This is a genomic window from Pseudomonas sp. PDM04 (assembly GCF_014851765.1).
In the GTDB taxonomy this organism is placed as follows: domain Bacteria; phylum Pseudomonadota; class Gammaproteobacteria; order Pseudomonadales; family Pseudomonadaceae; genus Aquipseudomonas.
On record NZ_JACVAI010000004.1, the window covers coordinates 475,812 to 496,208 of the forward strand.

16 protein-coding genes are annotated in these 20,397 nt (G+C 60.0%); all 16 read right to left on the reverse strand.

Annotated features, from left to right (window positions below; translation table 11 throughout):
- Nucleotides 1–37 precede the first annotated feature (37 nt).
- On the reverse strand, nt 38–1,009 hold the full coding sequence (locus IB249_RS18290; RefSeq protein ID WP_192307137.1) for a serine/threonine-protein kinase: 972 nt from the start codon (nt 1,007–1,009) through the stop codon (nt 38–40).
- Entirely contained in the window at nt 1,006–1,734 is a 729-nt protein-coding gene (locus IB249_RS18295) for a PP2C family protein-serine/threonine phosphatase (RefSeq protein ID WP_192307138.1), read from the reverse strand. Before IB249_RS18295 ends, IB249_RS18290 begins: the two co-directional genes overlap by 4 nt.
- On the reverse strand, nt 1,734–5,231 hold the full coding sequence (gene tssM, locus IB249_RS18300; RefSeq protein ID WP_192307139.1) for a type VI secretion system membrane subunit TssM: 3,498 nt from the start codon (nt 5,229–5,231) through the stop codon (nt 1,734–1,736). Before tssM ends, IB249_RS18295 begins: the two co-directional genes overlap by 1 nt.
- A 13-nt stretch (nt 5,232–5,244) precedes the next feature.
- The gene (icmH, locus tag IB249_RS18305) at nt 5,245–6,120 is read right to left on the reverse strand and encodes a type IVB secretion system protein IcmH/DotU (RefSeq protein ID WP_192307140.1); all 876 of its coding nucleotides are present in this window, start codon (nt 6,118–6,120) and stop codon (nt 5,245–5,247) included.
- 5 nt (nt 6,121–6,125) lie between these two features.
- Entirely contained in the window at nt 6,126–7,457 is a 1,332-nt protein-coding gene (gene tssK / locus IB249_RS18310) for a type VI secretion system baseplate subunit TssK (RefSeq protein WP_192307141.1), read from the reverse strand.
- Nucleotides 7,454–7,960, reverse strand: a complete 507-nt coding sequence (gene tssJ / locus IB249_RS18315) for a type VI secretion system lipoprotein TssJ (RefSeq protein ID WP_192307142.1) — start codon at nt 7,958–7,960, stop codon at nt 7,454–7,456. Before tssJ ends, tssK begins: the two co-directional genes overlap by 4 nt.
- 11 nt (nt 7,961–7,971) lie before the next feature.
- The gene (tagH, locus tag IB249_RS18320) at nt 7,972–9,150 is read right to left on the reverse strand and encodes a type VI secretion system-associated FHA domain protein TagH (RefSeq protein WP_192307143.1); all 1,179 of its coding nucleotides are present in this window, start codon (nt 9,148–9,150) and stop codon (nt 7,972–7,974) included.
- A gap of 16 nt (nt 9,151–9,166) precedes the next feature.
- A complete protein-coding gene (locus tag IB249_RS18325; protein ID WP_192307144.1) occupies nt 9,167–9,307 on the reverse strand; it encodes a type VI secretion protein in 141 nt (46 codons plus the stop codon).
- Between the two features lie 93 nt (nt 9,308–9,400).
- Complete coding sequence (locus IB249_RS18330; RefSeq protein WP_192307145.1) at nt 9,401–10,918, reverse strand: sigma-54 interaction domain-containing protein; 1,518 nt, start codon at nt 10,916–10,918, stop codon at nt 9,401–9,403.
- A 10-nt stretch (nt 10,919–10,928) separates the two neighbouring features.
- Entirely contained in the window at nt 10,929–13,508 is a 2,580-nt protein-coding gene (gene tssH / locus IB249_RS18335; RefSeq protein WP_192307146.1) for a type VI secretion system ATPase TssH, read from the reverse strand.
- 14 nt (nt 13,509–13,522) lie between these two features.
- The gene (gene tssG, locus IB249_RS18340) at nt 13,523–14,530 is read right to left on the reverse strand and encodes a type VI secretion system baseplate subunit TssG (RefSeq protein ID WP_192307147.1); all 1,008 of its coding nucleotides are present in this window, start codon (nt 14,528–14,530) and stop codon (nt 13,523–13,525) included.
- On the reverse strand, nt 14,494–16,281 hold the full coding sequence (tssF, locus tag IB249_RS18345) for a type VI secretion system baseplate subunit TssF (protein WP_192307148.1): 1,788 nt from the start codon (nt 16,279–16,281) through the stop codon (nt 14,494–14,496). The genes tssG and tssF overlap by 37 nt, the downstream gene beginning before the upstream one ends.
- Nucleotides 16,282–16,294: 13 nt before the next feature.
- A complete protein-coding gene (gene tssE, locus IB249_RS18350) occupies nt 16,295–16,702 on the reverse strand; it encodes a type VI secretion system baseplate subunit TssE (RefSeq protein ID WP_192307149.1) in 408 nt (135 codons plus the stop codon).
- A 12-nt stretch (nt 16,703–16,714) separates the two neighbouring features.
- Entirely contained in the window at nt 16,715–18,190 is a 1,476-nt protein-coding gene (gene tssC, locus IB249_RS18355; RefSeq protein ID WP_192307150.1) for a type VI secretion system contractile sheath large subunit, read from the reverse strand.
- 28 nt (nt 18,191–18,218) lie between these two features.
- Nucleotides 18,219–18,722: a type VI secretion system contractile sheath small subunit gene (gene tssB / locus IB249_RS18360; protein WP_192307151.1), complete on the reverse strand. Its 504-nt coding sequence runs from the start codon at nt 18,720–18,722 to the stop codon at nt 18,219–18,221.
- A 31-nt stretch (nt 18,723–18,753) separates the two neighbouring features.
- Nucleotides 18,754–20,310: a type VI secretion system protein TssA gene (tssA, locus tag IB249_RS18365; protein WP_192307152.1), complete on the reverse strand. Its 1,557-nt coding sequence runs from the start codon at nt 20,308–20,310 to the stop codon at nt 18,754–18,756.
- Nucleotides 20,311–20,397: the final 87 nt, after the last annotated feature.

Below are 20,397 nucleotides of genomic sequence, written 5' to 3' on the forward strand. Positions count from 1 at the left end.
GTGCTTGCGGTGGGCGTTACCCCTGTTCCTCAGGTGCCTACCAAGTCATGTTTTGCATCCAGGTTCCGCCCAAGGCATCACGAAGTTCTGCGGCTGTTATCGTTCGTTCCGCCGCATCCAGTGCCAACGCCGTTCGCAGCGCTGCCCAACCGTGTCCAGGCAAGTTACGGGGGGCTTGTAACTCACGATCGAGACGCTCGTTACGGGCCTGGATCGAGGGCAAACGGCGGAATGGATGTTTGCCGCTCGCCAACTCATAGAGCACGCAAGCCACGCCGTAGACGTCGGCATTGGCCGCCAACGGCTGCCCTTCGAACAGTTCCGGCGCCGCGTAGCCTGGGGTCCAGGCATTGAAACGATCACGGCTCAGGTGCGCCAATCCGGGCAGAACACCTTCTTCGGCCCGACCCAACCCGAAGTCGAACAGGCGTACACCCTCTTCGCTGAGCATCACGTTGCTGGGCTTCATGTCACCGTGCAGCACGCCACGAGCGTGGGTGTAGGCCAGTGCATCGAGCAGCGGCAATGCAATATCGCGCAGTTCCTTCCATGGCACGCCTGAAGGTCGTTCGCAGAGCAGCTTGTCCAACGTCAGCCCACGCATCAGTTCCATGGTGATGAAGGCGCGGTGGCAGCCGGTGTCCACTTCAAAGCTGAACGGTCGCAGCACGTTGTCGTGGCGCAAGCGTCGGGTCAGGGCGAACTCGCTGTAGAGCAACACACTGGCATCCGGCGAGTCGGCAAACTCTTCGCTGAGGACTTTCAGTGCCAGGTAAGGGTCGGGATCGCCGAATTGTTCGCTCAGCAGATCCCGTGCACGGTAAACCAGGCCCATGCCGCCAACCCCCAACAGGCGCTCGATCCGGTATCGCCCCGCCAGCACGTCGGGCACTCCGTCAACACTGGAGCCCTGTGCTGTGTTCGCTTTGACCAATGCATGGCAGGTCAGGCGATTGGCTTGCTGTGAGTTCACCCAGACATCGTCGAACGCCAGCAACAGCTGAGTCATTGACGGATCACCACACCCGTCAGGTTGTCTCGTGCCACGCCACGCAGCGCATCATCGAACAAGGTCTTCAGCGCGACATGTGGCGTGGTCAAGCTCAGGGCCGCGCCCAAGGCATGGTGAGTCAGCCCGTGGTACAGGCCGTCGCTGCACAACAGAAACGCATCCCCCGGATGGGCATCGAGTTCCAGCACGTCCAGCGTCAATTGCTCCGCAGCGCCAATGGCACGGGTCAAGGCATGCGCCTCGGGGTGAGCGCGGGCGTCTTCCAGACTGGTTTGTTGCTCGTCGATGAGTTGCTGTTGTAACGAATGATCCCTGGACAGCTGATACAAACGCCGGCCCCGCCACAGGTAGCAACGGCTATCGCCGGCCCAGATGCAGGCCGCACGCTTGCCCTCCACCAGCAGCGCCACCACGGTGCTGCCCATGATGCTGTCGTGACGTCCGGCAATGACCGTCAACTCCTGGACCAAGCGGCGATTAAGCCAATGCAGACAATGGCGAATGCCCTGGAGTCGCTGATCAAAATCAATCTCTGAGGGCAATTCAGCCAGACTGTCCACGATCAACCGACTGGCAATGTCCCCATGCCGATGGCCTCCCATGCCGTCCGCAACGACCCAGAGCCCCTGCTGCGGAGCGTCGAGAAAAGCGTCCTCGTTGCGCACCCGCACCTTGCCGGCGTCGGTGCGCCCGGCGCTGCGCCAGAGGCTGGCAACCTGCATCAGAGCTGCACCGGCATGCGGAAGGTGCGCAACACGCTCATATCGAACGGGTTTGGCGTACGCTGGCTGGACAGCAGGTAATTGGCGCGCAGGCCACCCACGTCGGCTTTCAGAACCAACACGTCACGGCCACTCAGGTACTCGCTCTGCATCTGGTCGAACAGACGAAACACTGACCACGGTCCGGTGCTCTTCTCAATGCCAATGGGGCGGCCGACGGTTCTATCCAGCACCAGGCTGGAGCGACCGTCTCCAGCGTCCGTTGGCCAGGTAAATGACACCGGCAGGATCGGACCGTGGCGGTATTCGACGGTTCTATCGCCAAACCTGAATTCGGAACGACTGACGGACGGGTCGAGGGTGTAGGGCTCCAGCGTGAACCGCACGTGCGGCTCATGCGGGTCGATTGAGAAAAAGCTCTGGCGGATCACTTGCGCGGCCGCCATCTGGTCGAGGTAGGCCCTGGAAATCGGCAGACTGTGCCCATCGACACTGCGCAAACGGTAGTTGCCCGGATCGCCATTGACGAACGGCCGCAAGTAGCTCTCGAAAAAACGCTCGGCAACGCCCTGGGCCTTGAAGAACTCGCGAAAATCACTGATCGCCACATCGCTGCTGCTGTGGGCGCTGAAGGGGTAGCGTTGGTTGATCGCCTTGCCATAGAAGGTGTACAGCTCGCTCTGATAACGCTGGTTCAGGTACCGGTAGGCATCACTGAGCACCAGTCGCCAGGTGTCCTCGGCTAATACGTTGAACCACACGCCGATCGGGCGCGGCAGGCGATTCGACGCCTGGCGTAGCTGGCTCAGTGCATCCCGTTGGCCGCTCATGCGGGCCTTGGCCATTTCGAAGGCGGATTGCTCCGGCGCACTGGCGCGAGCGAGACTGGCCAGCTGAATCTGCAGGTCATCCAGCGCACTCAGTGCCAAGGGCAAATCAGCGGCCGGGCCGTTGTGATCGTCCAGCAAACGGTGCAAAGGTTCGAAACGGCGTTGCAGGGATTGTTTCGCCGTGTCGGGCAAGCTCTTTTGCATGTCCGCCGCTTTTCCTGCAACGGCCGCAGCGAGCTTTCCTGGATTGACGCCCTGGTCGCCCAGCTTGTCTGCGGCGCCTGCTGCACTGTCGGCAATCATCGAGAATCGCGTGTTCTCGCGCACCTCCACCAACAGTTGCAGTAACGGCGAATTGGCCGACGTCAGACCCGCCAGGAGATCGGCGGCCTGCGCCGCATCGTTGACAGGAGGCAGTGCCACCTGACCGACAGCTTCGCTCCAGACGTTGGCGTAGTCGTGAAAGTACAACTGCTCCAGCTCAACCATCAAGTGCCGCAACTCCATGCTGCTGATACCTGGACCGTCGCCAAGGACCCAGTTGTCCCGCAGGATGTCGGAAACCAACGCCATGCCCCGGACCGAGAAATGCTGCTGATAAGCCCGCTGAGTGTAGAAACCCGGGATCACGTAATCGGTGCCGACCAACAGCGCTCCCTGAGGGCCCAGGCGCTGGCTCAAGCGGTAGTCCGGTAACGTACGCGCCTGCTCGCGCAACATTCGGTAAACCACATTGGCCAACGATTCACCACGCAAGACCTGACGCGCCTGCCCCACCAACTGATCGTTCAGCGGGTAAATGAACGGCTGCTTGAGCAAGCGCTCGAAATGCCTGTTCAAACCGTCCTGTACCGCCGTATTACCGGCGTAACGCAGGGACCAATCGGAAGCGAGCCGATCCGCGAGCCACTGCGCGTCTCGTCGATCGCCCATGCCCAGCATGAGATAGGCGCGCAGGCTGCCGAGCAAGCGTTCACGGTTCTTCATGTTGGCGCGGATCTGCGCTTCCAGCAGGGTCGCAACCTTGGGCAACAGCTGTACCTCAAGCTCACGTTCATAGGATGCGTTGACCAGCGGATTGACGTCATTTCCCTGATACAAACCGCCCAGTTCCCTGAACGACACGTCAGCCTTTCTGGCGAAGACCTGCGTCGCCGCGTAGCTGCTGTCCAGTACTTTGAGTGCCGCCATCGAATCGTCTTGCCCATGCGGCGACGAACGCAGTTGCAACCACTGGCTGGCCACACCACGCAGATGTTCAAGGCGCTCATGGTTGGCCGAAAAACTGCCTGCCCATAACAATCCGGTCAACGCCAGCACCGCCAATGCACTCAGGTACAAAGTCCGCTGGCCCCAATGGATGCGCCTGCGCTCACGCTTGTCCAGCCCGGCCAGGACCGCCTCCGGGAAAATGACCCGGCTGAGCAGGTGATGAATGAATCGCGATCGACCAGTGCGTATGAGCGGCAGCACCTCGCTCCTGCGGCCCGAATCCAGGTCACCCCGTTCCTCAGCCAGGTACGGTGCGCTGGTCAAGTAAAAACCACGTAACCGAGCGGCACGCTGGTAACGGTTGCCCGTGAATGCCATGTCGACGAACCGGCACAAAGCCTCGCCGATTTGTCCCAGTTGGTGCGGGAAGTCGAGAATCCGCCCACGGCGCCGGGTGTTGCGCTCCTGGTGCATGCGCATGATCACCTGACTGTCGAGGCGACGAAGCAGCGCCTCGAACTCGGCCCGCAGCACGGTGACGTCGGTACCGCCCTGCCCTTTAGCAAAACTGGCCCCCAACACCTGATTGCTTTCTTCACGGGTCAGCTGGTCGAAGAACTCCTCGAACCCGCTCAACGCGTCGGCTTTGCTCAATACCAGATAGACCGGCACATCGACATGCAGTTTGCGATGTACGTCCTGCAAACGTGCACGCACCTGACGAGCCAGCGCCTCGAGGACCGTGTCATTGGCATTGAGCAGCATGTCCACAGGGATCATCACCAGCACACCGTTCAAGGGGCGATTGCGGCGCCGTCTCCGCAAAAGGTCGAGCAAGGTGTTCCAGGCAGGGTTATCGACCTCGATTTCCGGCTGGGTCAGGTAACGTCCAGGGGTGTCGATCAGCACGCCATGGTCGGCGAAATACCAGTCGCAATGACAAGTGCCATCGGTGTCCCGGGTCAGCTTGCGCTCGGTTGTGTTGAGCGGAAACTCAAGGCCTGAAAAATCCAGCAGGCTGGTCTTGCCGCTTCCCTGCGGGCCAATCAACAAGTACCAGGGCAAATCATTGCGCCAGCGCTCATTGCAACCGCGGTAAAGGCTCGATGTCTTGAGGGTTCGCACAGCGCCCTTGAAACGCATGCGCAGCTCCTTCTGCGCTGTCTCGATCAGTGCTTCACGCAGGATGCGCTCCTGACCGACCTCGGTATCTTCGGCCGCTTTCTTGCGTACGCCGGCACGCCAGTTGACGAAGACCATGGTCAGCCCCCACATCAGGAACAGCACACTGATGGTCAGCAGTCGCGAAACCGTACCTTCCCAGAACCTGTAGTCGTCGACTGCCAGCAGCGGCCCGATGGACCACACCATCAGCGCCGTCAACAACACCAGCAGCAAGCTCCATAACCACGTCTTGCACAGGGAACCGCCAACTTTCCTGAAAAAAGATTTCATCACACGTCCCTGTTTACGGCTGCGACAGTGGCTGGACCACGGCGGGGTTCAACGATTGATAAGGTTGCATGACGAAGTCTCGCTGCACCCCCAACACCCAGGCAAAACCCGAATACATCACCACCAGACAGGCCAGGGTGAAGGACACCACCATCCACGCCGGCACGATACGCACCAGGCTACGACGCTGATCGCTCAGGCCCTCCCAATGCGGCGACAGCTCACACGGCACATCGCCACGCAGCTGGCGAATCTGCCGATACAAACCATCGCGCAGCCCCTCAAGCTCAAGCATGCCGCGCGCCTGCACACGATACTTGCCCTCAAAACCGAGGGACAGGCACAGGTAAATCAGCTCCAGCATCGGCAAATGCTTGACCGGGGATTTCGACAGGTGATCCAGCAGCTTGAAAACCTTCTCGCCGCCAAACGTCTCGTTGTGGAAAGTACTGAGCAGACTCATCTGCGACCACGCACTCACGCTGCCCCACGATGTGGTCACGACGGCTTCGTCGACCACCGTACAGAGTACGTAGCGTGCGGTTGTCACCTGGTTTTCCTCGGTGCCGTCGCGCAGTGCGCGTGCTTCAAACAGTTTCAGCCCGTTGACGAGTCGCTCGTGGAGCGCCTGCACGTCCTCTGCGGGATTGTCGTGCTTTAGCCTCACCACTTCCGAGAGCAGGTGACCCGCCGCCGCCACCAGGGTATTGAGGCTGACATTGAACGTATGCGTCGCATTCAAACGCGCGGCATAGATCATTCGGTCTTCAAGACATTCAAAGCGCGGTGGTGCCGCGAAATCAGTCAGCGGTTCTCGCGCTGGAGCGTCTCCGCGCCGATCAAGCAAAACCGTTTTATCATCCTGATGGTGTTCCATGTCCCTGGTCATGTCGTTCAGTTCCTGATGGCCCAGAATTTCAGCTCAAGCTCGGCAAAGTCACCGGAAACATGGAACGCGAAACCGCCAGAACGCCCCAGTTGTGCCAGGTCGTCAGGACTGGGCTCGAGAATGAAATAGGTTTTGTTGGAGTGGAAAGCGATCTGCCGCGGCGCCACGGGCAACGCTTTGATCTTGATGCCTGGCAGATGCAGGTTGACCAGTTGACGAATGCTTTCCACCGGTCCGACCTTGAGGTGCGCCGGCAGGCGATGGCGCAGTTCTTCAGCGTCGCAGCTGGCACTGGCGGCCAGGACAAACGAGGCCGAGCCCAACAGCTTGTGGTCATGCAGGGGGGAAACGATGATCCCGTACTGGCGCGCTTGCAGGGCGAGTTCCATGGCGTGCTGTTCGAGCACCATCGACAGCACCTGACGAATGGGCGTCATCAACTGGCGAAAGCTCGTGCCCTGATCGCTGTGCTGGTAGTGACCGTCCAGGCGCGGGCGCTTGATATCGTTGGAAAACGTCGCCAGATCGCCGAGCATGGTCAGCAGCGTTCGATACAACGCTTCCGGATGAATCTGCTCCAGCCCGAGACAGTGGCGCAGCAGCAACTCTGAGCGGTTGATCAGTTGCAACATCATGAAATCACCCACTTCCGCCCCGCCGACTTTCCCGCTGGAGCGGATGCGTTCGGCCAGGGTGTCGCCGCGGTTCCCGAGCATGCTGATCACTTCTTTCAGGCACGAAAGCAGGTAGCTTGAGGAGTGCGCCTGCAGGTACGTTGGCACAAACTCAGGATCGAGGCTGATCGCGCCGTCGGATGTAGTGTCGAGCACGGCGCAGACCTTGAGCTTCACGTAGGCCTGGTCGCTCTGGCGTTCGCCGAGCAACAGCCGCAAGTCCGGCCGGCCGCAACTGACCTGGCTGGCAGAGTCTTCGCCAGCATTGGAATCAACCACTTCGGCGTCGTATGCGGTATAGCGAGCCAGGACGTCCGATTGCTCGGGGCGACGCGACTCGATGTGATTGCCGGTGACCATCGGCAATGCCAGGTAAATCGGCGTGTTGGCGGTGTTCGGCGGCACATCCAGTGCCAGCGGTTCGGTGCTGCCACCGAGCTCGAACAAGCTGCCGTCCGGCAGGATCCCGGAGGCCTGGCTGATCACCAGCTTGCCCATGTTGAGGAACTGCAGGTCGATCTCAAGATTCAGGAATCCCCAGGTGTAACTGCCCAACAGCCGGGTACGGGTCTTCATCTGATGGTCGTAGTAACGGTCGTTGTGCTGCAGGTGCTGCGGACGCAGCAACATGCCTTCCTGCCAGATGACTTTATGGGCGTTCATGGTCGGTCATCCGCATAGGCGAGGGATGGGCTGCTGTTGCGAATACCGGCCTGGTCGAGCACCAGCGCGACATCGGTGACTTGTGCCGGTGTCACTTCTGCCGTGTAGCGCCATTGGGCTTCCGGCAGGTCACGGTAGGCCGCCAGAACGCCGACATACCGACTGCCCTCCTGGACGCTGAGCTTGAGTTCCACGGTTTCACCAGGGCGCAGTTCCAGTTCCTCGCTGGTCACCAGGTCCGGGGCCAGAGATTCCCTGGCGCGTTCGTACAGGCTGAAAAAATCGGCGTTCTCGAAAGCCACCGGGTGCCTGAGTTCGTAAAGGCGCACGACAATCGGCGAGGGACGTCCATTGAGGTCCGGGTTCAACCGGTCGCTGCCGCTGAGCTTCAGGTTGACCTTGGTGACGTGGGAATACGGCGACAGCCACGAACACCCGGCCAGCGACACCAGCGCCACTATCGCCAGCAGCCTTTTGAATAAAACGCTCGAATAACCAGACATGCGTAATGTCCTCAATGGTCGGAATGAAGGGTGGCGATCAGGCGGATCTGTTCTTCGTAGGCCTGAGCGAAATCACGGGCCAACAGACGCTCGCTCCAGTCATCGTTCTGACGCAGGGTCTGGTGATAACGGCTGTAGGCCCTCCAACGGCTACCGGAAGTGGACAGCAAAGGTGGATTGTCGCGGTCGAAACGCAAGACCAACTGCTGCGGCGAGAGGTGCTCGAGCGTGCCACGAACCGCAGCGCGGCTGGCGGCAAGCAGCGCCACCTGATGCGCCTGCAAATCGCGAAAGGCACGGCAGATAGACTGCTGGGCGGACAACTGACCTGGCTTGTCGGGCTGCAACAGAATGTCCAATGCTTCATCCGTGTCGACGGCAAGTTTCAACGGATTCCTGTTTGGGCCTTGCACCGTGGTCAATGCCAGGCGCAGCTCGTTTTTCAGCTCGCTTCGGGTGCGCAAGCTCTGCTGTAAACCGTCGACACATTGCTTGAGCAGGCGCGCAGTGTTCAGCGCCAGGGCCTCGCGAGCGTCGGAGTCGTGGCCCTCAAGGTCCATCCCCAGCACAGCCCCCAACCGCCCCCAGAAACCTTCACTCGGACGCTCCGCAAGGTCCGGCTCAGGTTCAGGCGAAACATTCACCAACGCCGGCACGATCAGGTGCTCCTTGTCGATGCACGCATAATCAGCTTGCGAACAGGTGTCTGCGAGGGTCGGATCAGGGGAAATCAGTGGGCTGAATGTCGAGCACATACGCTCTTGATGATTCAGGGCGCGCAGCGGATCCAGGTCGAGGAACGCGTCGTCCGGGATGGTGCTGCCCGCTGCCCGTGGTTGCCCGGTCTCAGCACCGAGCGTTGCCGGCGCGCGCACCAGTCGTGCACGAATCTCGAAATCCCCCAGCCTGTAAAGACCGTCCTGATCGATGCGCGTCGCTTCGCCCTTGCACAGGAGCGCACCGCTCCTGCAGTCCTGGACACCGTTACGGCTGGTATCGGTCAGGAAAAACATGCCGTCGCGGTAGCTGATCGTCGCGTGATGCTTGGATACCTGACGTTTGCGGTCCGGGATGACCCAGTCGCAACCCTCGCCCCGTCCAATCACACCACCATCCTGATTGAAGGTCTTGCGCCACACGACGCCGGGCACGAACTGCTTATGGTTCAAGATTTCAAAAACCAATTCCATGGAGAGCTCCTTGCGGTCACTTGCCGCGATTGACCGCCTGGGGATCACCCAATGGGCGATAGGTGTTGTCGTTGAATTTGTAATTGCCGCCGCAACCGCTGAGGCCGCAGAGAAGGCCGAGCGACAGCACGACGGCTTGCCAGTAACGAACAGGCATCAGTAGGACTCCAGAGAAAGACCATGCACATGGCGCCAGCCCTTTCGGACGGCGTTATCGGAAACGGATGACGTCGAACAGACGATGGGCGACCTAGACATCGTGGTCACCCCGATTGATGTTCAAGCGTTTGAGGCGATACAGCAGCGTGCGGCGCGGAAGACCGAGTTCACGAGCGGTGAGTGTCTGGTTACCGTGGTTTTTGCGCAGGCCATCGAGCAACAGCCCGCGTTCGATCTGCTCCATGCGTTCACGCAGATTCTGGCTGTTGTCTTCTGGTATGACGGGCATGCTCAGGGAGAAATGCTCGGCCAGCAACTCGCCGTCCTCGCACAGCAACACCGCGCGCTCGACCAGTCCTTTGAGCTCACGCACGTTGCCAGGAAAGGCGTAACCAGCCAGACAACCCAACGCTGCATCGGACCAACGCAACGCATCACGTTGCAAAAACGCGCAGGCCTGGTCGGCAAAATGTCGGGCCAGGTCGAGAATGTCTCCTGCGCGCCGACGCAATGCAGGCAGCTCAATCGGGAATTGCGCAAGGCGGTAGTACAAGTCCTCACGAAACTTGCCTTCGCGGACCAGCACTGACAAATCCCGGTGCGTGGCGGCAATGATGCGCACGTCGATCTTGTGGGTGACATTGGAACCCAGCGGCCGGATCTCGCCTTCCTGCAATACGCGCAGCAACTTGGCTTGAAGGGATAACGGCATGTCGCCGATCTCATCAAGCAACAAGGTACCGCCATGAGCCGCATCGAACAGACCGGTACGATCGCGGTCGGCACCGGTGAAGGCACCCTTGCGATAGCCGAACAGTTCGCTTTCCAACAGGCTCTCGGGGAACGCCGCACAGTTCTGCACGATGAACGCCTGCGAGCGGCGCGGGCCGCCGTCATGAATCGCCCGCGCAACGACTTCCTTGCCAGTGCCCGTCTCACCACGAAGCAGCACGGTGTACGGGCTTTGCAAGACTTTGCTGATCAACGAATAGGTGTCCCGCATGGCCTTGCTCTTGCCGATCAAGCCGTAACCACGGGCGTCCGGAGCGCTGATCCGGGCCGGCCTGGCATTGCCTGCCGGCGCTCGCAGCCGCTGCAACACATGCAAGTGACCGAGCACAAACGAACCCAACCGGCCCAGGGATTCGGCGAAGCCTTGCAGGTCGAGGTGTCGGCGACTGGCACAAAGCAACAAGCCTTCGACAGCGGTGTGCTGATTGACCAGAGGTACGCACAGCAGCGACTGCCAAGGCTTGGAGTGCGGGGGCAGGAAACGGGTCTCGTGCAAGCTGCCACTCAGCTCACCCAGGCTGACCACGCGGTTTTGCCGCAGAGCAAATTGCAGTAGCTGTTCACCGTTGTAATCCGTCGGCAGGCTTGCCGGTTCGCGGGGTTGCAGAATGCCGTCCAGGCACTCGACCTTCATGCCCAGCGAGTTACCGGGCGCGTCCAGCAAGTACAACTGCGTCAACTCACAACCGCTGAGTTTGGCTGCTGCGCGCACGAAATCGCCTAACAGCGCATGCTCATCCGCTGCAATGGACAGGCTGGCAAAATGCGCCAACAAGGCTTCGGCATAGACCAGCGGCTGCGGTACATGTGCAAACATCGTCCCCACCTCAGGCAAACTCGCAGGTCACGCCGGCAAGGCCAGCGAGCGTTACGTGAACATGCTTGAGGCTTTCACCACTGGCCATCGCGTCAAGCAAGCGATCGGCCACCCTTGGCACTACGTGCAGGTCGAGTAAATGGTCGATCAACCGAGCACCGCTATCGCTTTGGCTGCAGCGCTCGGCGAGGTGATCGACGAGGCTTGGCGAGTAGGTGAAGTCCAGCTGACGTCGACTCAAGCGCTCGCCCAGACGCCCGAGTCTGAGTTCGATCAACTCACGCATCACCGGCCCGCTAACCGGGTAGTAAGGCACCACTCGCATACGCGCCAGCAGCGCCGGCTTGAAGTGCTCGGTGAGTAGCGGCCGCAGGGTTTCTTCCAGCCTCTCGACTGGGGGACGCGCGCCGTTTTCGCAGAGTTTGCCGATGTGCTCGCTGCCCAGGTTCGAGGTCATCAGGATCAAGGTGTTACGAAAATCGATCTCGCGCCCCTCGCCATCGTTGGCCACGCCTTTGTCGAAGATCTGGTAGAACAGGTTGAGCACATCCGGGTCGGCTTTTTCGACTTCATCGAGCAGCACCACCGAGTAAGGCTTCTGGCGTACCGCTTCAGTGAGCATGCCGCCCTCGCCATAACCGACGTATCCCGGTGGCGCACCGATCAGGCGCGAGATGGTGTGTTTCTCCTGAAACTCGGACATGTTGATGGTGGTGATGAAACGGTCACCGCCGTACAGCAAATCGGCGAGGGCCAAGGCGGTTTCGGTCTTGCCGACGCCACTCGGGCCAACCAGCAGGAACACGCCGACCGGTGCGTCAGGCTTGTTCATGCCGGCAGCGGCGGCACGTATTGCACGGTCCAGGGCGTGGACCGCTTGCTCCTGGCCGCGGATCCGGGCCCCCAGGTCGACGGCAAAACCGGCAATCTTCGCGTTGTGCTCTCGAGCCAATTGCGCCAGTGGCACACCGGTCCACGCGCTGATGACTTCGGCGACCAGCCTTGGACAGACTTCAAAACTCACCAGACGCTGCTTGATCTGGGCCTCGGTCAGGGCACGGTGGGTATCATTCAGTGCAGCTGCCAGTTTATCGGTGACTTCGATGGCATCGGACTGACGCGACGCGGCGAGTTGCTGACGTTGGTCCAGCAGGCGCTCGGCGAGCGTCCGCTGTTCAGTCCACAGGGCGTGCAGCGCAACCCTCTCATCTTCAGCGGCGGCCAGACGATCTTCCAAGGCGGCGAGTGCCTCGTGGTCGATCGACAGGCCGGCTTCGGCATCACGGCGCAGCGCCTGACTCTGACGGCCACCCTCAGCCAGTTCGCCACGCAGCAGCTCCAGGCTTTGCGGCGCAGCGGCGAGGCTGATGCGCACACGAGCGCAGGCGGTATCGAGCACATCCACCGCCTTGTCAGGCAACTGTCGGCCCGCCAGGTAGCGCGCGGACAACGCGACGGCGGCCACCACCGCGTCATCGCGCAGGTAGACCCCGTGGTTTTTCTCGTAAACCTGTGCCAGGCCACGGAGGATCGTCACCGCTTCGTTAACGCTCGGTTCATGCAGTTGGACCGCCTGAAAACGACGAGCCAGTGCAGGGTCTTTTTCGAAGTACTTCTTGTACTCGCCCCAGGTGGTCGCAGCGATGGTGCGCAACTCGCCTCGCGCCAGCGCCGGCTTGAGCAGGTTGGCAGCGTCGGAGCCACCGGCATTTGCGCCAGCACCAATCAGCGTGTGCGCTTCGTCGATGAACAGGATGATCGGCTTCGGGGATGCCTTGACTTGCTCAATCACACCCTTGAGGCGACGCTCAAACTCTCCCTTGAGGCTGGCTCCGGCCTGCAGCAGGCCCATGTCCAGGGACAGCAGCTCGACACCTTTCAATACCTGGGGTACTTCACCGGCCACGATGCGCGTGGCCAACCCTTCGACAATCGCGGTTTTACCGACGCCCGCCTCCCCCACCACGATCGGATTGTTCTTGCGTCGCCGCGCGAGGATATCGACCATCTGCCGGATCGCACCATCGCGGCACAACACCGGGTCGAGTTTGCCGTCTCGAGCCTGCTGGGTCAGGTTATGAGTGAAGCGCTCCAGCAGCGAGTCGTTCGACATGCCGGGGTGACTTGCCACCGCTTGATCGGGTTGGGAAAGCGCGAATGCGATCAAGCGTTCGATGTTCAACCTGGCCAGCAATGGCTGGTAACGACTGCCGGCGTAGCGCATCGGGTTACGCAGCAACGCGAGTATCAGCGCAGCCTGCCCGACCTGACTCCGGCCCAACTCCAGGTTGGCCACCAGCAGCGCGTCCTGAAGCCATTGCACCAGCTCCAGGGCGAACACAGGGTTACGCGACGCACTGTCCTCGCTGCGCGATTGCAAAGCGGCGCTCAACTCACACACCTCCACTTCGGCGTCTTGCAACGCGCGTGCAAGCAAGCCTTGGGGACGTTCGAGCAAACACAGCAGCATGTCTTCGATGAGTACCTTGCTGCCGCCACGGGTGACACACCGCTCGGCAGCGCGTTCCAGATCACGGCGGGTTTCGGCGTCCAGTGCCTGAATCAGTTGTTGCAGGTCGACATTGATCATTGTTCATCAGTCCTTTAATGAATCGTGCTACCCAGAGTCACCACGCCGTTCGCATTGTCGCGACCGAGCCAGCTAGTCCACCCCAGTCGACAGACGTTCTGCGCACCTATGCGCAGTTCGTGGATTTCTGCCTGACGCAACACCAGGCGGATGTCGTACCCAAGCGGGTCACGCAGGGTGAAACGCACCAGCGCGCACAGCGGCTGGTAGCCAAAACCGACCGGCAGGAATTCGTGGAAGCGTTGCCAATCGAGCTCACGGATGTGGATCCGGAATTTGCCGCTGCGGTCACGCACCTGTTCCCCCAGCACCAGGTCACCGCCCAGCAGGCTGGAGGCGCTGCCCAGTCGATTGCGTTGCTCGTCGAGAATGACCACCCGGCGCTCGATGCACTGCTCGATGGTCAGCTCGGCATGCTTGAAGTAGTAACGCAGCACCGCTTCGATCAACGCTGCCGAATGCGCTCGCAGACTGAGCAGCCCAAGGTAGGGCAGCAAACGTTTCCAGTTCAGATCCCGGGCACGGCGGATTTCTTCGCCACCGAGCCCGACCAAGGCAAACAGCTGCGCCGAGAACGGATCGAGGGCGCCACTTTCGAAGCTGGCGCGGTAGCGGTACTTTTTCCAGATCGGCAACATCAAACGGTGCAAGCGATGGTGAAAAAGATCGAGGAAGCGGCGGGTCGGGTTGCCGTCCTCGCTGTCGCCCAACGCCTGTTCACCGTAAAACGCTGGCAGCGGAGAACCGGCACCGATCAAGCCGATCAGGTTGAACCGCAGGCGCGCGCGCAACTGCCCGTGCTCATGAAAGAACTCGACACGGTCGACATCTGTGCCGGGAAAACCGAGGCTCGGGTTGGCCTGAAACTCCAGTTGATCGTAAAGGTCGTCTTCGTTCAGATGCGGGTGAGCGTTGCGCAGCCGGTTAATCACCAGCAGCACAGCCTGAAACAGCGAATATTCGCGAATGCCTTGGGTCAGCCCACTTAGAGCAGCGGCTGCAGGCCCATACGTGGCGTCCATTGGTACACCTCTCCCTGTGTGCTTTTGACCTGTAACTCGTGGTACGAATTGAGGCTGGCGTACAGCGCGAAAAACTCATTGAGAACCGACGTGAAGACAAACAGGTCGCCCTCGCCGACATACCCCTGCGGATCGATGGTCAGCTCGGTGCGTAGCCCACGTACCGGTAGACCCTGATGCAACCGATCGACGTGCTGATGCCTGATCGACTTGAGGCCGCCCAACAGGCGTTTGCTGACTTTTTCTGCGTGTTGGTCGTAGTACCGCGGCAGGTCGTAGGTTTCGAGAATCACCTTCAATGCATTGACGTCGGCCAACGACAGGTAATTGAGTGACATGTTGCTGATCAGCCTCCAGAGAAAGTCCCGGTTTACCGGAGGCGCAAAACTGCTGGTCACGGATGTAATGTTGCGGAAAGTCAGAAACTCCGGTGTTTTTTCACACGCGATGCAGATGTCACCGAGATTGAGCTGGCGCGGCAGGTTCTGGTTGGTGCACGTCAGCTCGATCGACAGGGTTTCCTGCTCTGCGGTGTCGCGGACGCCAAAACTCAGGTAGGTGTCTAGACCGTCGTGCAACGAGGACGCACGCTGACGGATGCTGTAATGCGGGCGGCTGATGGGCACGTCGAAACTCGGGTCATGTTCGAAGGATTCGAACGGCACATACACCTGATAGCCCCGACCGCCAGCATTCCAGCCGGTCACGGTCTCCACCGAGAACACCCCGCAGCTTTTCAGATCGTGCTGGACAGGCAGCAACAGGTACTCGTCCTGCCTGCCGTCCAGGCGTATTGGCAAGGCGTCGTGCTTGAACAGGTTGACGATAGGTGTGCAGTAGAGCTTCACGTTGTCGAGTGTCGGGCGCAGTCTCTGAATGCCACGGTCACGGATGTCAAAGCGCAGCTCGAATCCGCGAGCCTGCTTGAGCACGCTCTCCGGTAATGCGCTGAGCAGGTCCAATCCGTTGATGTCGACGAACAGAAATTTATCCTGGAAAGCGAAGTATTCCTGCAGGTAGCGATAACCACGGAAAGTATTCAGCGGGTACGGGATCAGCGCCTCCTCTTCGGCAAAACCGACCGGTTGCACACGATTGCTGTGCATCTTCATCACCGTCGGTGTGCCTTCCCCCCCGTCGATGGGGTTGCCGGTGCCGTCCAGCGGAATCAGTTCGATGCCTTCCAGATGGCGCAACAAGCTGAGGTAGAGCATCTGGCTGATGTAGCGCTCGCCAGCCAGGTGCAGACGCAAGCGACTCAGCTCGAGTTCACCGAGGTGCCCATCAACGCTCATTTGCAAACGCAGGCTCAACAACGAACCGTCACCCTTGACCGAGTAATTGAGTGCCGCGAGATGCACCGCCATGACTTCGGTCGGGTAGCAGGTACGAAAGCGGCAACACACACCTTCGACCGGCACGCTTTCGATGGGGGTATCACGCTCGACCCGTAACGCAGGACCTGTTCGCTTCAACGGGTCGAACTGCAGAATGCTGAACGCCGGCAGTGGCCGCATGTAATTGGGCCACAGCAATTGCATCAGCGAATGGGTGAGCTCGGGCAACTCGTCATCAAGCTTCTGACGCAGACGCCCTGTCAGGAATGCAAAACCCTCAAGTAACCGCTCCACATCCGGGTCACGCCCGGCCTGCCCCAGGAAAGGGGCCAATGCCGGGCTGCGCTCGGCAAATCGGCGACCCAGCTGGCGAAGGGCAGTGAGTTCGCTCTGGTAGTAGTGGTTGAAGGACACAGTATGAAGCTCCTTAGCTGACCTTGACTTGACCGCTGCCATCCAGGCACGCGGTGAAACTGACCTGACGCTGGAAGCCCTCCACCTCCAGCAGGCCTTCGATACCGAACGACAGACGGAGCGGGTCGAAATCACGCGGCAAGGCAATGACCCGCACATTGCTCAGGCGCGGTTCGTAGCCTTCGATAAAGCGTTCGATGGTCTCTCGGGCTTGAATCAGCGAGTCATGCAGGCTCAGGCGCATGTCATTGAGATCCGGCAACCCGTAATCGGGCAGTGTCTGCACGCTGCCGGCGCGGGTGCTGAGCATCTTGGCCAGGTGGGCGGCCACCGATGCCATCGCGCAAGCTTCGCGGCTCCAGCCGAGGCGCTCTTCCACGTCGCCCCCCAGGCGTTCGAAAAGGCTGCCGTACCCCCTCATGACTGACTCCGCTTACTCTTTGTCCAGCTTGCCAACCAGCGACAGGGTGAAATCGGCCCCCATGTACTTGAAGTGCGGGCGCACGTTGAGGCTGACGCGGTACCAGCCAGGCTCGCCCTCGACATCGCTGACGATGATCTGGGCGGCGCGCAATGGACGACGCCCTCGAACTTCGGCGCTGGGGTTTTCCTGGTCGGCCACGTACTGACGAATCCATTTGTTGAGCTCCAGCTCGAGGTCGGTGCGTTCCTTCCACGAACCGAGTTGCTCGCGCTGCAGCACTTTCAGGTAATGAGCCAGGCGGTTGACAACCATCATGTACGGCAGTTGGGTACCGAGCTTGTAGTTCAGCTCAGCCGTCTTGCCCTCCGCGCTGATACCAAAGAACTTCGGCTTCTGTACCGAGCTGGCGGAGAAGAACGCCGCGTTATCGGAGCCTTTGCGCATGGTCAGGGAGATGAAGCCCTCCTCGGCCAGTTCGTATTCGCGACGATCGGAAACCAGCATCTCGGTGGGAATCTTGGTTTCAATTTCGCCCATGCTTTCGAAGTGGTGCAGCGGCAGGTCCTCAACGGCACCGCCGCTTTGCGGGCCAATGATGTTCGGACACCAGCGGAATTTGGCGAAGCTGTCGGTCAGCCGGGTGCCGAACGCGTAGGCCGTATTACCCCACAGGTAATGCTCGTGGCTGTTGGCAACGTTCTCTTTGTAGACGAACGATTTCACCGGGTTTTCCTGCGGATCGTAGGGGTTTCGCAGCAGGAAACGTGGCACGGTCAGCCCCACGTAACGGGCGTCTTCGGACATGCGGAAGCTCTGCCACTTGGCAAATTGCGGGCCATCGAAGTGATCTTTCAGATCCTTCAGATCCGGCAGGCCGGTAAAGCTTTCCAGGCCGAAGAAGGCCGGGCCGGCGGCCGCGATGAAGGGAGCATGAGACATGCAGGCCACGCTGGATACGTACTGCATCAGCTTCACGTCAGGCGAGCTGGGCGACAGGAAGTAATCGGCAATGATCGCCCCTACCGGCTGACCCCCGAACTGCCCGTATTCAGCGGTGTAAACGTGCTTGTACAAACCCGCCTGCATGACTTCCGGCGAGTCTTCGAAATCTTCCAGCAGATCGTCCTTGGAGACATTGAGAATTTCGATCTTGATGTTTTCGCGGAAGTTGGTGCGGTCGACCAGCAATTGCAGGCCACGCCACGATGCCTCCAGGGACTGGAATTCAGGGTGGTGCAGGATCTCGTCAATCTGGCGGCTGAGCTTGGCATCGATCTGGGCAATCATGCGATCAGCCATCGCTTTCTTGACGGGTTCACCGTTGTTCTGCGGTTTGAGCAGCTCCTCGATGAAGGCCGATACACCACGCTTGGCGATGTCGTAGGCTTCGTCATCCGGCGTCAGCCGGGTTTCGGCGATAATACTGTCGAGAATGCTGTATTGGCCGTTCTCGTGGCTGTTTTCCTGCGCTGCATTGGTGCTCATGATGTTGTCTTCCTTGGCTGATAGAGACTCAGGCGTCCTGGGCGGCGAGGTTCAGGCCCAACTCACCCAATACGCGGCTGCGGGACTCGTCGTCAGAAAGCACGCCTTCAATGGCTTTTCTGAACGCGGGAGCGTTTCCCAGCGGGCCCTTGAGTGCCACCAGCGCATCGCGCAGTTCCATCAGTTTTCTCAACTCGGGCACTTGCTCGACCAGACTCGCCGGGTTGAAGTCCTTCATGGAATTGACGTGCAGTTCCACGGCCAGTTCGTCTGTATCGCAGCCCTCCTGAAGGCGGTTCGGTACGCTGATCGTCAGTTGCAATTCCTGCTTGGCCAGCACTTCGTCGAACGTCATCTTGTCGATGCTGATCGGCTTTCGGTCCTCGACCTTGCGTTCGTCCCTGCGATGGGTGTAGTCCCCGATTGCCAGTAACTTCAGAGGCAGTTCGATTTCTTCCTGAGCACCACCGATAGCCGGCTTGAAAGTGACGTTGATGCGTTCCTTGGGGGCGACCGAGCCTTCTTTGGCCATGTGTTTCTCCTTGCGGTTGCGGCCCTGGGGCCTATTCGAGTACCACCTCGAGATCGAGGTGGCACAACCTGCGATAAATCTCTTCCTTGCTTTCACGCACCGCATGGTTCTGCGGCAGCAATTCGCAGCAGCTGTACAGCAAATGCAGTACCTGCAGCGCAAGATCGGGCTCCCAGGCATTCAAGCCTGAGCCGTGTAGTGTCTGGTCAAGGGTTTCGAGCTGAGTCTTGGCCAGCTCGTACTGCCTGGCGGTGAAGCACAGGCGCGCGAGGGCGAACCTCCAGAAGAACTGCACACGCCCGCCATTGGCGCTTTTCAGGCCTTGTTTGAGCATTTGCACGGCCACCTTCAACCCGTCCTTGCGCAAGATCGTCAGGGCATCTTCAAGGGCCCGCTCCCACGCAGGGTGAGCCTCGGTGACGTCAACCTTGAGCTGTGCGGTGGCGGGCTGCAGGTGCGGCATGACATGGGTGCTGATCCAGGCACGGGTGAGCGGATCAGCGAATGGGGATCCGTCATGAAAATGCAATTCGACGAGGCCTGGCAGGCGCTGAACCAAGAGCGCGAAATGGATTTCCACTTCGTGCATCGCCGTGTCGGCATTCAGTGCCCGGAGACACTCCCAAACCATACGCTGACCATCAAGCCAGAACGGCGCCCTCGACAAATTCGTCTCCAGCTCCACCAACAGGTCGGCATGCTGGCCCTGGTCGTACCGGCCCTGATAATTCTTGAGCTCATCGGCTGGCAGATTGCGCAGCGGCGTAATCTGCTCGGCGTTACGCTCGGGTAGCGTGTCGATCGGCAGCCATACCAAAGTGCGATTGAGGCGCAGGGCGCGCAGATCGGTCGCTTTTTGCTTGAGCCACCAGGCGCACAACGCACGTGCACTTTCCTGCTGCGCACGCATGGCCTTATGGGCATCCTTCTCGCTGTCGATCGGAGCGCCAGGCGTGAACAGTTGCGTGGCAACCTGTTTGACCTGGGCCATTGCTGCACCGACCACACCCACCTCTGGCTGATCTTCGGAGACACGCTGCACCCGGCTTTTCAGACGGCGACAGATCGGCAACAGCAAAGGCGCATCTTCACCCAAGTGCTGAGTGCAGGCGGCATCCAGGCCTTCCAGATGCTCGACCAGCAGTTGGAACATCGGCAACTGCTCTTTGATCGCGATGTTCTCAGTCAGCACCTGTTCAAGGCGCGGCACCAACCATCTGATCGCCGCAGCACGGGTGCGCGCCTTGTTCGGATGAACGTCTCCCCAATGGTTTTCGCACAGGTCATGCAGCAGTCCAAGTCCGGCGAGCAACCCCTGAAAGGACTCACACTGATACAACGCCCATGTCAGCCAGGCGCCAACACGCAGATCCTTGGATTGGGTGCTCAGCAGCCTTTCGCTGATTTCACGAATTTTCAGCCAGTCGACCTGACCGCTTTCATGCATCGACGAGGATTTCGCCAGCTCGCTCTCCAGACTTTCGTAATCATTCGAGAAACGAACATCTTCACCCGCAAAATTCCCTGTGGAGACGGGGGTTCTGGCGAGTTCGAGATAATGAATGGAAAGTTTGCTTGAGTAGGCCATGTTCTTCAGTCTGGACTGCAGTTATCCGCCAACCGGAACTCCCAGTGGCGTGGAATGATTACAAAAAATAAAAAAGCTTTTTACAGT